Source organism: Bradyrhizobium sp. 195 (assembly GCF_023101665.1).
Taxonomy (GTDB): Bacteria; Pseudomonadota; Alphaproteobacteria; order Rhizobiales; family Xanthobacteraceae; genus Bradyrhizobium.
Map to the genome: position 1 here is coordinate 2,712,216 of NZ_CP082161.1, position 14,041 is coordinate 2,726,256.

Annotated in this window: 11 protein-coding genes; 6 read left to right on the forward strand and 5 right to left on the reverse strand. The window is 61.0% G+C overall.

The window, feature by feature from the left end; all coding sequences use genetic code 11:
• Positions 1-64 precede the first annotated feature (64 nt).
• The 6 genes from IVB26_RS12610 to IVB26_RS12635 all read left to right on the forward strand — a co-directional run bounded on the left by IVB26_RS12610 (position 65) and on the right by IVB26_RS12635 (position 6,935).
• Complete coding sequence (locus IVB26_RS12610; protein ID WP_247971950.1) at positions 65-1,021, forward strand: NHL repeat-containing protein; 957 nt, start codon at positions 65-67, stop codon at positions 1,019-1,021.
• A 633-nt stretch (positions 1,022-1,654) separates the two neighbouring features.
• Positions 1,655-2,476, forward strand: coding sequence for a class II aldolase/adducin family protein (locus IVB26_RS12615; protein WP_247971951.1), 822 nt, complete (start codon positions 1,655-1,657; stop codon positions 2,474-2,476).
• A gap of 36 nt (positions 2,477-2,512) precedes the next feature.
• Positions 2,513-3,304 (forward strand): class II aldolase/adducin family protein, encoded by a 792-nt coding sequence (locus tag IVB26_RS12620; RefSeq protein ID WP_247971952.1) that lies wholly within the window; start codon positions 2,513-2,515, stop codon positions 3,302-3,304.
• A 172-nt stretch (positions 3,305-3,476) separates the two neighbouring features.
• Entirely contained in the window at positions 3,477-4,688 is a 1,212-nt protein-coding gene (locus IVB26_RS12625) for an ABC transporter substrate-binding protein (RefSeq protein WP_247971953.1), read from the forward strand.
• Positions 4,689-4,806: 118 nt separating this feature from the next.
• Positions 4,807-5,751, forward strand: coding sequence for a ketopantoate reductase family protein (locus IVB26_RS12630; RefSeq protein WP_247971954.1), 945 nt, complete (start codon positions 4,807-4,809; stop codon positions 5,749-5,751).
• Positions 5,752-5,771: 20 nt separating this feature from the next.
• Positions 5,772-6,935, forward strand: a complete 1,164-nt coding sequence (locus IVB26_RS12635; protein ID WP_247971955.1) for a lactate 2-monooxygenase — start codon at positions 5,772-5,774, stop codon at positions 6,933-6,935.
• Here the strand turns inward: IVB26_RS12635 and IVB26_RS12640 are convergent, their stop codons facing one another.
• From IVB26_RS12640 to IVB26_RS12655, 5 genes are all read right to left on the reverse strand, one after another.
• A complete protein-coding gene (locus IVB26_RS12640; RefSeq protein WP_247971956.1) occupies positions 6,936-7,814 on the reverse strand; it encodes an alpha/beta fold hydrolase in 879 nt (292 codons plus the stop codon).
• Between the two features lie 122 nt (positions 7,815-7,936).
• Positions 7,937-9,097, reverse strand: coding sequence for an iron-containing alcohol dehydrogenase (locus IVB26_RS12645; protein ID WP_247971957.1), 1,161 nt, complete (start codon positions 9,095-9,097; stop codon positions 7,937-7,939).
• Positions 9,098-9,404: 307 nt separating this feature from the next.
• Positions 9,405-9,662, reverse strand: coding sequence for a DUF3551 domain-containing protein (locus IVB26_RS43520; RefSeq protein WP_458309349.1), 258 nt, complete (start codon positions 9,660-9,662; stop codon positions 9,405-9,407).
• 48 nt (positions 9,663-9,710) lie between these two features.
• Complete coding sequence (locus IVB26_RS12650) at positions 9,711-12,821, reverse strand: efflux RND transporter permease subunit (RefSeq protein ID WP_247968544.1); 3,111 nt, start codon at positions 12,819-12,821, stop codon at positions 9,711-9,713.
• Positions 12,821-13,924 carry an efflux RND transporter periplasmic adaptor subunit gene (locus tag IVB26_RS12655; RefSeq protein ID WP_247971958.1) on the reverse strand — a complete coding sequence of 368 codons (1,104 nt, stop codon included), beginning with the start codon at positions 13,922-13,924 and terminating at the stop codon, positions 12,821-12,823. The genes IVB26_RS12650 and IVB26_RS12655 overlap by 1 nt, the downstream gene beginning before the upstream one ends.
• Positions 13,925-14,041: the final 117 nt, after the last annotated feature.

Here is a 14,041-nt window from a genome sequence, read left to right on the forward strand (position 1 = left end):
GGAAGCGTGGCTCAAGACCCCTCAGAACTGAACGTCGACCATACACACCAACTCGGAGGAGCGCATGTCAGCCAAGAAAACCGACTTGTTTCAAAACCTCGCCCGAATGGCCGTCGCAGCGATGGTGAGCGTAGCCGGGGCCTCATTTGCAAATGAGGCTCGGTCGCAGATCGCGATTCCATCTGGATCCCCGTTTCCCGAAAGCCTGGCAGCGACAACGGATGGAACGCTCTTCGTCAGCAGCTTGACTAACGGCGGGATCGCGCGCGCAAAGCCCGGCGCCTCCGAGGCCGAAGCCTGGATCAAGCCCGGGACATTCGATACGCGATCGACATTCGGCGTTCTCGCCGACGAGAAATCAGGCCTTCTTTGGGTCTGTTCGAACGATGCCACCCCGCTCGGCGTCAAAGGTCCAAACACGATCGAAGGCTCGTTCGTCAAAGGATTCGACCTCAAGACCGGAGAGGGAAAAATCAGCGCTCAATTGCCCGCGAAACCCTCGCTCTGTAACGATCTCGCGATTGGGCCGGACGGCGCGCTATACGTCACGAATACTCTGCAGCCACAGATCCTTCGCTTGAAGAAGGGATCTTCCGAGCTTGATATCTGGGTCCAGGACGACAAGCTGAAGGGTGGCCTTGATGGGATTGCCTTCGGAGAGGATGGAGCTTTGTACGTCAACACCTTCCAAAGCGGCGAACTCTTCCGCATCGAAGCCAAATCGGGAGTCGCCGGCGCCGTCACGAAGCTTGAGACATCACGCCCAATCAAGTTTCCGGACGGTCTTCGGACAGACAAGACCGGGTTCGTGATGGTGGAGGGTGCCGGTCCGCTTTCGAGGGTCACGATCGTCGGGGATCGGGCCCAAATTGACACGATCAAAGAATTCGCTGGACCAACAGGAGTCGCGCGCGTCGGCAATATGCTTTGGGTCGTGGAAGGCCAGATCGGCTATCTCATGGATCCCTCCAAGAAGGGCCAGACGCCGACCTTCCAGTTGCGTTCAATCGACGCTCCGTGACCAACACAACCCTATGGGACCTCTGTTGGCTCGACTTAAGGCCAACCTCTGAGCCTCTGCCTCGAACTACACGACGCGCTGGGATATCCGTATCTCGGGACGCAGCTATTTGATGTGCCCAGCATGGCTCCGAATTGCGTCGACCAGCGGCATCAGAGTTGCCGCTGCGACGACCAGTCTGCGAGTGTTGATGTATCGAGGTCGAGGCCTGCCGGCCTGGACGTCGCGCTGACGATAGATCGGCATCACCAGCCGAAGCAGACTGATCTATCTAGCGCGTTTGGCGTTGATCGCTTTCGCTCCGCAGCGGCATCGCCGGCCATCGGACAAGACAAGCCATTCTGATTGTTTCTGTTCGGCCGCAAGCTTTGCGAACGTTGGAGTCACACTAACGCGCACAAACGGCGGAGGCTTTCCAGCGGGGAAAGTGTTGACTTGCATTCGACCTCTTGCGCTGAGCGCAGTTCAACGATCCACAATCGATTTCAATTGTCTTTTCGCTGCTTGCTGCCAGCTTAGTGGCAGCAGCGGACATCCGTAGCTGAACCTGAACTCTTAATCAGCGCGGCGTCGAACAATCCCCGTCACTGTGCCGCGGCCCTTACGCGGCATACTGAATACGAAGGAAAAACGATGAACCAACATCACCCACAGGATCAACATGCTGGAGCCGTGACCAAGATCGGTGCGGGGCTGCCACAGCCTCCTGTCTTCAAGTCCTTGGCTGAAGAGAGGCAGCACAGAAAGGAACGGCTGGCTGCCGGACTGAGGCTCTTTGCGAAGTTCGGATTCGACGAGGGTGTCGCAGGCCACATCACGGTGCGTGACCCCGAGTTCACGGACACGTTCTGGGTGAACGGCTTCGGGATGAGCTTCGGTTTGATCAAGGCGTCGGATCTCATTCGGGTCAATCACAAGGGCGAGGTCGTCGAGGGTAACCATCCCGTCAATGCCGCTGCTTTCGCGATTCACGCAAGCGTTCACGCGGCCCGTCCGGAGTCGATTGGTGCGGCGCATTCGCACTCCACGTATGGCCGGGCGTTCTCGACGCTGGCCCGGAAGCTGGAGCCGATTACGCAGGACGCCTGCGCTTTCTACAACGATCATGCTCTATACGAAGACTATGGTGGCGTGGCGGTCGAAGTGGACGAAGGCCAGCAAATCGCCCAGGCGCTGGGGCCGCACAAGGCGGCAATCTTGCAGAACCATGGACTTTTGACCGTCGGACAGAGCGTGGATGAGGCGGTCTGGTGGTTCATCACGATGGAGCGGTCGTGCCAGGTTCAGCTACTTGCCGAGGCGGCGGCGGCGAGAACCGGCCAAGCTCTCAAAATCATTCCCGAACAATCTGCCAAGCAGGCTTTCGCTATCCTCGGTTCGTCCAGGACAGGGTGGTTTCAATTCCAGACCCTGTACTCGAAGATCGTAAAGGAACAGCCGGACCTGCTCAACTGAGGTGCCGGCCAACGATAAGAGTTCATGGAGGACCGCATGAACGTCCAAACTTCACCTGAAAACATCAGCCGAAGTGCTGTGGCCGCCGAAGAGCGGCTGGTCCGCGAGGACCTCGCTGCCCTCTATCACGTCTTTTTCGATCTAGGCTGGTGCGAGCACATCTACAATCACATCACGGCCCGCGTGCCGGGTCCTGATAAGCACTTTCTGATCAATTCGTTTGGCTTGGCGTACAATGAAGTCACGGCCTCCAATCTCATCAAAATCGATCTTGATGGGCACAAGGTCGTAGACCTTCCGGGGCGCGTCAACGCGCCAGGCTTCACGATCCATTCCTCGGTTCATGCCGCGCGCGATGACGCTCATTTCATTGCCCACACGCATACGACGGCCGGTGTGGCTGTTGCGTGCACGGAAGAGGGGCTCTCGCATCACACCTTTTACGGCGCGATGCTCTATGGGCAAATTGCGTATCACGATTTCGAGGGCATTTCGACGGATCTCGGCGAGCGCGAGCGTCTCGTAAAATCGCTCGGCAACAAGAACTACATGATCCTGAGACATCATGGTCTTCTGACGTGTGGGAGGACTGCCGCCGAGGCACTGTTCCGCATGACGATCCTGCAACGCGCATGCGAAGTGCAGCTCGCGGCCGCAACGTTCGGCAAGAGCTGGCGGCCGTTGTCGGAAGAGATTTTGCAACGTACCACGCGCCAGATGCAGAGCGAGGTTGCAAAGGGCTTCGACGAGAAAACCTCCTTTGGGCAAGATTCATTCGAGGCTTATCGTCGCGCGCTGGATGCGAAGGGTGCGCGCTACAGAGACTGAAGCGCGCCTACCGCGAGATTTTCGCGCGAGAGGCTGCCGAACATTGATTGTTGGAAGACAGCAAGGACGAGTCAAAGCCGATCTTAGTAAGTGCGCAACCCCGCCGTCAGATGCGGGGGCGGAATGGAAACGCCATTGACGCCGAGAGCGTCTCATTGTGGGGAAAATATCGATGTGGCAGAAAAGAGCCGTGCTCGCGACGCTGATGCTTGCAATTGCGCCGGTGTCCTTTGCGCAGAAGGCTGCGGCCGAGGATCCAGTCGGGGTGACCGCAACGGAGATCAAGGTCGGCGCGACGTTTCCGTTCAGTGGTCCCGCCTCGGCTCTCGGCAATGTAGGCAAGGCATTGATGGGCTATGTCGAGTTCATCAATGACAAGGGAGGAGTTAACGGCCGCAAGATCAAGCTGATTGCACTCGACGATGCCTACTCGCCGAGCAAATCTGTCGAACAGACCCGCAAGCTGGTGGAAAGCGAGGAGGTCGCATTTCTGTTCAGCCCGCTTGGGACCGCAAGCATTTCCGCGAACGTGAAATACGCGAACAGCAAAAAGGTGCCGCACCTCTTCGTTCTTTCAGGCGCAAACAAGTTCACCAATCATGCCGAGTATCCTTACACCACGACCGGGCTTCCGAGCTACGATACCGAGGGTAGGGTGTATGCGAAATTCATAACCGAAAAGATGCCGGGCTCGCGCATCGCCATCCTCTACCAGAACGATGATCTCGGGAAGGATTTTGTCGGCGCTTTCCGCTCCTACATGAAGGACGATTTCGGCAAGCTGGTCGTGGCAAAATCCTACGAGGCGGCTGATCCGACCGTCGAATCTCAGGTCGTGTCGCTCAAGAGCTCGGGGGCAGAAGCGTTCTTTATCGCGGGGTCGCCAAAATTTACGGCGCAGGCTCTCCGTAGGAGCCGCGAAATCGGCTGGAATCCTCTGACGGTCATTATCAATTCAACCACGTCCGTAGCGGGTACGCTTGCGGCGGCAGGACTCGACAACGCCAAGGGGGTGGTATCAACCACGTTCCTGAAAGATCCGATGGATCCGACATGGGAGCACGATCCCGGGGTAAAAAGCTATCGTGCGCTCCTAGCCAAGTACGTTCCAGGCGGCGATGTGGCAGAGACGCTTTACATTGCCGGTGTCGTCCAAGGGGAAATTCTCGAGAAGATCCTCCAGCAGTGCGGCGATGACCTGTCGCGCGAAAACATAATGAAACAGGCGCGGAATTTGAGGAACTTTTCACCTTCGATGGCGCTCCCAGGCAGCGCCATCAATACCAGCGTGAACAATAACCAGGCGTGGACGTCGCTTCAGTTCGAGAGTTTCGACGGGAAAAGCTGGATCCCCTTTGGGAAGCTTGTCAGCGCCGCGGACTAGGCGCGCCTGCCGGCAAGGCGACGGTCACTGAGGCGCCACTATCGCGCTGCGGAGCCGGACGCCAGGTCGTGCCTTCGACAAGGGACGACGATCTTTCACATCGAAGAGGAGATGAAACTTGCGGATACTGGTAATCGGAGCCGGCGCTCTGGGCGGATATTTCGGCGCGAGGCTTCTGGCAGCAGGGCGCAACGTCACGTTCCTGGTACGGCCCAAGCGCGCGGAAGCGCTCGCGAAGGGCGGGCTGGTGGTCAAGAGCAAGGTTGGCGATCTGCACCTGGCATCGCCTCCGACCGTCACGTCCGAACGGCTGAATGGTCCGTATGATCTCATCATTGTGAGCTGCAAGGCCTACGATCTTGACGGCGCGATGGAGTCGTTTGCTCCCGCGGTGGGCAAGAACTCCGTCATCATACCTCTGTTGAATGGCTTGCGTCATCTCGACGTGCTGAACGCCCGGTTCGGTGAAAAGAACGTGTTCGGCGGCCAGTGTGCGATCTCAGCGGCGCTTTCTGCCGACGGTGAGATTTTGCACATGACGGATCTGCACACGCTGAGCTTTGGCGAACAGAATGGAACGCGATCTGAACGTCGCGCCGAGATCACCGGTGCCTTGTCGGGCGCTGGCTTCGACGCCGAGCTGAGCGACAATATTCTTCAGGCCATGTGGGAAAAGTGGGTGATGATCGCCACCACGGCCAGCGCGACCTCCTTGATGCGCGCCGCGATCGGGGACATCGTAGCCGCCGGCGCGTCCGGCGCGGTGATGCGGTTGCTTGACGAGGCCTGTGAAATCGCGGCTAAGCAAGGATTTGAACCGCGTCCGGCCTACATCGAGCGGGTGCGTGCGATTCTCACGACGCCAGGCTCTCCACTGATGGCCTCCATGGTACGCGATATCGAGCGAGGAGCACCGACCGAGGGCGATCATATTCTCGGTGATCTGCTCGGTCGCGTCGCGGGAGGCGAGGCCCCGGTCCTCCTCAGTACCGCCTATGCACATGTAAAGTCGTATGAGGCGCGGCGGGCACGAGAGAATCCGCGGCTGCGTTCTGCAGAATGACACGGCCTTGGGAGGTTGGGTTGGTCAATTACGGCGACTATCAGTTCGAAATCTATCGTTCGGGCTTGAACGGGGTGCTGCCGAAGCTTCCGGTCGACTTTCGCGAACTCGAGTTACGGGCCCACGCCGCAATGCCGCCGGGGGTCGTATCCTACGTGGCAGGCGGCTGCGGGAATGAGCATACCCAAAATATCAACGTATCTGCATTTGAACGCTGGGGATTGATCCCACGCGCGTTCGTCGGCGCTGCCAAGCGGGACATATCGATCAATCTTTTCGGAATGCGACTCCCGACGCCCCTGTTTCTGTGCCCGATTGGCGTCATTGGTTTGTGCGCGCAGGATGGACACGGTGATATTGCAACGGCAATGGCCGCACGCAAGCTTGGCGTGCCGATGATTGCATCAACCTTTAGCAACGCTCCGCTCGAAGAGGTTGCTTCGGAGTTCGGTGAGACGCCAGGCTTTTTCCAGCTGTATACGCCCACCGATCGTGCGCTTGCCGAGAGCTTGGTCCACCGGGCAGAGGCGGCCGGCTTCAAGGGGATCGTTGTGACCTTGGATACGTGGGTGACCGGGTGGCGTCCGCGCGATCTCAATCAGGCAAATTTCCCTCAGCTCCGCGGGCATGCCCTCGCCAACTATTTCTCGGACCCTGTATTTCGCGGCAGTCTCGGAAAGCCGCCTGAGAGCGATGTTCCTGCTGCCATCATGAAGTGGGGAACGATCTTCGGACATCCGCTGACCTGGGATGATCTTCCGTGGTTGCGCTCGTTGACGAAACTGCCGTTGATCGTGAAAGGCATTTGTCATCCTGATGACGCGCGACGTGCCATCGACGCCGGCGTCGATGGCATTTACTGCTCGAACCACGGCGGCCGCCAGGCAAACAGCGGCATCGCGGCGGTGGACCTGCTGCCCGGCATCGTCAGGGCCTCCGGCAACACGCCCGTTCTTTTTGACTCGGGAATTCGCTCAGGCACGGATGTTGTCAAAGCTTTGGCTTTGGGCGCGACGGCCGTCGGCATCGGCCGGCCATATGCCTACGGCCTCGCGCTCGATGGCGTCGAGGGTATCGTTCACGTGTTGCGATGCATCTTGGCCGAGGCGGACTTGCTGATGGCCGTCGATGGATACCCGCGTATCGCCGATCTTCGGCAGTCGGCGCTGCTGCCAGTTGGCTGATCAGCCGGCGAGGAACTTCAGGATAGCTCGCTGCGTGGCATCTGGAGCTTCCTCGCACATGAAGTGCCCCGCCTCGACGGCTTCTCCCGTGACCTGCGGTGCCCAATGTTTCCAGATGATCAGCGGTTGGGCGCCCGCTGCGGCGATGCCGCGGCTTCCCCAGATGACATGAAGGGGCGTTGTAATCTTCTTCCCGGCATCAAGATCACTCTTGTCATGGTCGAAGTCTGCATAGGCGCCGGCTCGGTAGTCTTCGCAGAGGCCATGTACGCGTTCCGGATCGCGTAATGCGCTGAGGTAGTGTTCTACGGCCCGGGAATCGAAACCCTCCGCGAACACGGGACCGAAGAACCCGTCCGAGTCTCGCGAGATTAGCGTTTCGGGTAAAGGATGAGGCTGAGCGAGAAAAGTCCAATGATAGATGCGAAGCGCCGAGACACGGCTTAGATTCGTCCAGTAATTGTAAGTAGGCAATATGTCGAGGACGACAGCTCGCGAAAGGCGTTCGGGATGATCGAGCGCCAAACGATAGCCGACACGTCCTCCCCGGTCATGGCCAACTAGGGAGAAACGAGAGTGGCCGAGAGTTTCCATGGCCTCGACCATCGTTCGGGCCATTGCCCGCTTCGTGTAAGGAGTATGTTCTGCGTCGGTGCTCGGAACGTCCGACGCGCCGTATCCCGGAAGGTCAGCGATCACGAGGGAAAACCGCTCGGCGAGTGCCGGAGCCAGATGATGCCACATCACATGGGTTTGAGGAAATCCATGCAACAAGAGAAGCGGCGGACCTTTACCGCCAACGCGCGCAAAAATGCGCCCCGAACTTGTTTTGGCATACACCGACTCAAATCCGGGAAACAAATCAGCGAGAGCAGTCATCTTCACTCCGTCTATCGATAGAAGTGGCTCGAAGACACGCGAGATCGACATCTGCAAGGGGCTTGCGCAAGCCGCCCCTCTGCCGATCGCACGCACCTCGGCCCTATCGCGAGAACGATCAGTTAAGCGGCCATTCGCAGCAGATCGATGATATCGGCTTCGCTCTTGAACGGCCGCGGATTGGCCTGAACGAAGCGATGATTGATCGCAATCTTGCTGATCTTCTCGAACTTGTCTTCGCCGACGCCGACGTCGGCAAGACGCGTAGGTAGTCCGAGGGCTTTGACGAAGCCGCCAAAGGCATCTCCAGCTTCCATATCAGGGCTGCCGAGGGCTGCCGCCAAGCGCTTCTGCGCGTCCTCGGTAAAGGCCTTGTTGTACCGAAGAAGGCTCGGCATGATGACGGGCGTGCAGTAATAGTGAGGAACATCGAAAGTGCCGCCAAGCACGTGTCCGATGCCGTGGCTTGCCCCCATCGGAATGCGTGCCTGCAGACCGAAAGCGGCGAGCCATGAGCCTTGTTGCGACTGGCGTCGCGCTTCCAAATCATCCGGGTGCTGCAAGGTGCGAAGCATACCCTCGCGCAAAAGACGGATGCCCGCCAAGACCACTTCATCCGCCAATGGCGTGCCTGCCGGCGAGCACAGGGCTTCGATGCCGTGATCCATCGAGCGTGTCCCGGATCCCATCCACAGGTTCATGGGCGTATGAAGGCTGAGGTCGGGATCAAGAATGACCGCCACGGGTGACATCTGCGGGTGGAAGAATATCTGCTTCAGCTTTGTGCGTTCGTCCGTGACGAGCGCACCGGCATTGTACTCGCCGCCATTCAGTGTCGACGGCACTGCGATCTGCCGCACCTTGGGCGCACGGAATGGAGAGAAGGGCACGCCAGGCCCCATAACGAACGGGTCGAAACCTGCCTCATCGCGAATATCGTGCTCCATGGCCATGATGACGATTTTCGCGAGGTCGACTGCAGAGCCGCCGCCGACGGCTACGACCAGATCAGCTTGGGCGTCCCTTGCTTGACGCGCGACCTCGGCGGCTTGCTTGCGGGTCGTGTGCTGCGCAATTCCATCGAAGGTAACCACATGCTTGTTGCCGAGCGCACTCCGGATCTTCTCGATCTCACCGGACTTGGTATTCAAGGTTCGGCTGACCAAGAGGAAAACGCGCTTGGCTCCCAGCCGCATCGCCTCGTCATTCAACGCCTCGGCTGCAGGTTTGCCGTAAACGACCCGATCGATTTCAGGAAAGTTATGTATCCCAACCTTGCGCATTCGTTTCCCCTGGATTGTCTTTTGAATGTAAGTCACTTTAGTATTAATAGTGACTGGGTGCAACGGCCATTTCTGGCATGGGATCGAGGCCATTCGTGCGGTCGCGAGCCACGCAGCGCAGCTGTAACGTGCGCGCCTGCGAGGGTAGTCGGGAAATTGCATCCGCCGGCATTCTCATCCCGGGGAATCGGCGGCGTGATCCTGCCGGAAGGCAACACGTTCGGACGCGTGATGCGAGCGGTCGATCAGCCGAGCTACGCTTCGAGGAAGTCTCGCTCGGCCAGAACATGGAGCGGCCAGCCTGGGTTCAGTTCACGGCCATCGCGGCTTCCCGGGCCGGGTAGGGGCTGCGAGCGCAGCTCCCACCGCGACCGGAAATTACGACGACGCACTGCTCGAGGGTGTGGAAGCTGCATGTCCTCATGTCTGAGGAATGGTCCTGAAGACAGTATCCGTGGGCGTTTGTCGAGGCTGCCGGCACAACGCTCAAGTAGTCTGCGCCAGCCAGGCCGGCAAAGACAATCGAGAGAAGGGTGAATAGCTTGCTCAAGGTGATCTCCTGCACTCAGGCGGTCAGTGTTCTTGCGCGCCGAAGGACGGCGCGCTTTCCCTTTTATTCTGCGGCCAATGCCGGTCGCACGTCCGGCTTCTCGTGCGAGGCCTCGTGCCTATCATCTGCGGTCGGCTTGATCCGGAACCAGGTGGCATAGAGCGCGGGAAGGAACAGCAGGATCAGCACCGTTCCGACCGCGGTGCCGCCGATCAGGGTGTAGGCCATCGACCCCCAGAACACCGAATGCGTGAGCGGGATGAAGGCCAGCACGGCGGCGAGCGCGGTCAGGATCACGGGCCGCGTGCGTTGCACCGTGGCTTCGATGACGGCGTGATAGTCGTCAAGTCCGGCGGCAAGGTTCTCCTTGATCTGCTCGGTCAAGATCAGCGTGTTGCGCATCAGGATGCCCGCAAGTCCAATCAGGCCCAGGATGGCGTTGAACCCGAACGGCTGGTTGAAGAGCAGCAATGCGGGCACGACGCCGACGAGGCCGAGCGGTCCGGTCAGGACGACCATCGCCATCGTCGAGAACGAGCGCACCTGCAGCATGACGACGATCAGCATCGCGGCAATCATGGCCGGGAAGATCGTCGCCAACGCATCGTTGGCCTTGGTTGCCTCTTCGATCGATCCACCCAGCTCGATACGATAGCCGGCCGGAAGGGATGCGATCAGCGGCTGCAGGGCGGTGTTGATATCCTTGGAGACTTCCGGAGGTTGGGTCGCCTCATTGATATCGGAGCGTATCGTGACGACGGGCGTGCGATCGCGCCGCTTCATGATCGGCTCTTCGAGCCGGATCTCCGAATGGCCGACCTGGTCGAGCGGAATCGCGCGGCCGTCGCGGCTCATCAACGAGAAATCCGCCAGACGGGCCGGATCGAGCCGCTCGCGGCCGGCGCTGCGGGCCACGATCGGGACATTGCGGATGTCCTCGCGAACCTGCGTCACGGGGATGCCGGTGAGGAGGAACTGGAGCTGGCGGGCCACCTCGGCCGGCGACAGGCCGATCAGGTTCAACCGGTCCTGATCCGGGACGAAGCGAAGCACGGGCGTGCGATCGCCCCAATCCCGATTGGCCTGCCGCGCGTCCGGAACGCCGCGCATGATCTCGAGGGCCTTTTGCGAGATCGCATACAATTGCGCGGGATCGGGTCCCATGACCCGGAACTCCACCGGGAACGGCGTATAGGGTCCGAACACGAGCTGGGTGACGCGCACATTGGCCTCGGCCGCAAGGCCCTGTGACACGGCCTGTCGGAGCCGGTGCTTCAAAACCTCGCGCGCTTCCGCGTCAGGCGTCAGGACCACGATCTTGGCGAAGGCCGGATCGGGCAGCTCGGGCGCCATCGCGAAGAAGAAGCGCGGCGCACCCTGACCGACATAGCTCGTGATGATCTTGGCCTCGGATTGATCGTGCAGCCAGCCCTCGAGCTTCTCGACGGTGGCGGTCGTCGTCTCGATGCTGGTGCCTTCCGGCAGACGAACCTCCACCAGCACTTCGGGGCGGTCGGAGGTTGGGAAGAACTGCTGCTTGACGCCGCCCATGCCGACGACGGACAGCGCGAAGGCGACGGCGACGACGCTGCAGGTCACGAACTTGTGGCGGACCGCGAAGGTGATGAGCCCGCGCAGGCGCTGATAATTGGGCGTGCCGTAAATGGCGTGGTGACCGCCTTCGACCGGCTTGATCGCGGGCAGCATCTTGACGCCGAGATAGGGCGTGAAGATCACCGCGACGATCCAGGAGACGATGAGGGCAAAGCCCACGACCCAGAAGATGTTGCCGGCATATTCGCCGGCGGTGGAGCGGGCGAAGCCCACCGGCAAGAAGCCTGCGATCGTCACCAGCGTTCCCGACAGCATCGGCGCCGCGGTGTGGCTCCATGCATAGGCGGCCGCCGAGATGCGGTCCATGCCCTCTTCCATCTTCACCACCATCACCTCGATCGCGATGATGGCGTCGTCGACGAGGAGACCGAGCGCCAGGATCAGGGCGCCGAGCGTGATGCGGTCGAAGAACCGGCCGGTCTCCAGCATGATCAGGAACACGACGGCGAGCGTCAGGGGCACGGCCGCCGCGACCACGATGCCGACGCGCCAGCCGAGGCTGAGCAGGCTCACCAGCAGCACCACGCCGAGCGCCATTGCGAACTTCATCATGAACTCGTCGACCGCCGAGGTGATGTTGACGGCCTGGTCGCTGACCTTGGCCAGGGACATCCCGAGCGGCAGCGTCCGGGCGATGGCTGCGGACCTCTCCTCCAGCGCCTTGCCGAGCGCCAGACCATTCCAGCCCTCCTGCATCACCGCTGCGAGCATGATGGTGGGCTCACCCTGGTGCCTGATGATGTAGGTGGGAGGATCCTCGTAGCCGCGGCGGACCTCGGCAATGTCGGACAGCTTCAGCGTCCGCCCGGCGGCGACGATGGGCGTATCGGCGATCGCCTGGACGCTGTCATAGGCGCCGTCGACCCGGATGAAGACCTGCGGTCCCTTGGTGTCGATCGAGCCGGCCGGTGTCATCGTGTTCTGCCGCTGCAAGGCGGCAACGATATCCGTTGCCGACACACCGAGGGTTGCCAGCTTGGCATAGGAAAACTCGACGAAGATCTGCTCGGGACGCTCGCCGAGGATGTTGATCTTCTTGACGCCGGACACGTGCAGGAGGTCCTGACGGATGGTCTCGGCTTGCCTGGCGAGCTCGCGCATCGGCATGCCCTTGGCCTTGAGGGCATAAAGGGCGAAGCTCACGTCGGAATATTCGTCGTTGACGAAGGGGCCGAGCACGCCGGAGGGCAGCTTGCGCGCTTCATCGCCCAGCTTCTTGCGGGCCTGGTAGAACTCCTCCTGCACGCTCGCGGGCGGCGTGCTGTCCTTCAGCGTCACCGTCATGTAGGCGTAGCCCGGCCGCGTCGTCGTCTCCACCCGGTCGTACCAGGTCAGCTCCTGAATCCGCTTCTCCAGGGGTTCGGCGACCTGGTCCTGCATCTCGCGCGCGGTCGCGCCCGGCCAGACCGTCGTGACCGTCAGGGTCTTGATGGTGAAGGACGGATCCTCGGCCCGCCCGAGCATGAGGAAGGCGTAGGCGCCGGCGGCTGCCAGCAGGAGGATGAAGAACAGGGTGACGGCCCGTTCGCGGACGGCGAGGGCGGAGAGATTGAAGCTCATCACTTGCTCCCGGTTTCCGAGGCGGTCTTGACGCGCGCGCCATCGTGCAGAAGATGAGCGCCGAGCGAAACGATCTGGTCACCGGACTTCGATCCGGAGATGACGGCCGTCTCGCTGGTCACGCGCAGAAGCTTGACAGGCTGCAAGCGTACGGTCGAGGTCGCGCTGTCGAACACCCACACGCCGGTCGTCCTGCCGTCATCGAGCACGGCTCCGAGCGGCACCTGGACTTCCGGCTGCTGATCCTGGCTGGCAAGCCGAATGGTGACCGTCGCGCCGAGCGGTGCCGCCGCGGCCTCGCCATCGAGCACGTAGCGGGCTTCATAGGTGCGGGTCTGGGGATCGGCGGAATCCGACAATTGGCGCAGATGCGCGGTAAAGCGGCGCCCATCGCTGCCATACAGGCTCGCCTCGGCGAGCGAACCGATCGCCGGCCGCATCGTTTCGGGGAGCGCCACCACGGCTTCGCGAGGACCGGACTGCGCCAGCCGCACCACCGCTTGTCCCGCGGCGACGACCTGGCCGGGCTCACCCAGCGTTTGGGTGACCGTTCCGTCCGCGTCCGCCACCAGGACGGAATAGGTCGCCTGGTTCTCGGCGACCCCTGCGTCGGCTTCCGCCGCGGCGAGCTGCGCCTTGGCGGTGTCCGATGCGGCCTTGGCCTGCTCGTAGCGCTGCTTGGACGTCCATCCCTCGTTCACCAGATTGGCGTAGCGCCGCTCGTCGGCGTCGGTCTGAACGACAACGGCCCGCGCCGCGGCAACCGCGTTGCGCTTCGCTGCGACGGCGAGGCGCAGGTCGGTTTCGTCGATCCGCATCAGCGGCTGGCCGGACTTGACCTGCTCACCGACGTTCACCAGTCGTTCGACGATCTTGCCGGCGACGCGGAAACCGAGATTGCTTTCCACCCGCGCGCCGATGGTCCCGGTGAAACCGCGCTCGGATCCGCTGACCCGCGAGGCCGCGACCAGACGGACCATCGGGGGCTCCTGCCTGGGGTCGCTGACGGCCGAGGCTTCATGGGAGGGAATCGCAAGAGCAACGAAGGTCGCCACCCCGGCTGGGACCAGAATACCGGCGAGCACCGCAACACCCTTTTTCACGACCTGTCTCCTTTGAGTTTTAGATTGTGCCCGAAATCTATACACAAGTTAGAAGTCGATCGCAATCTAATTTTGGGATGATAACGAAAGCGTGATCTCCAGATCGAAGGTTTCCTC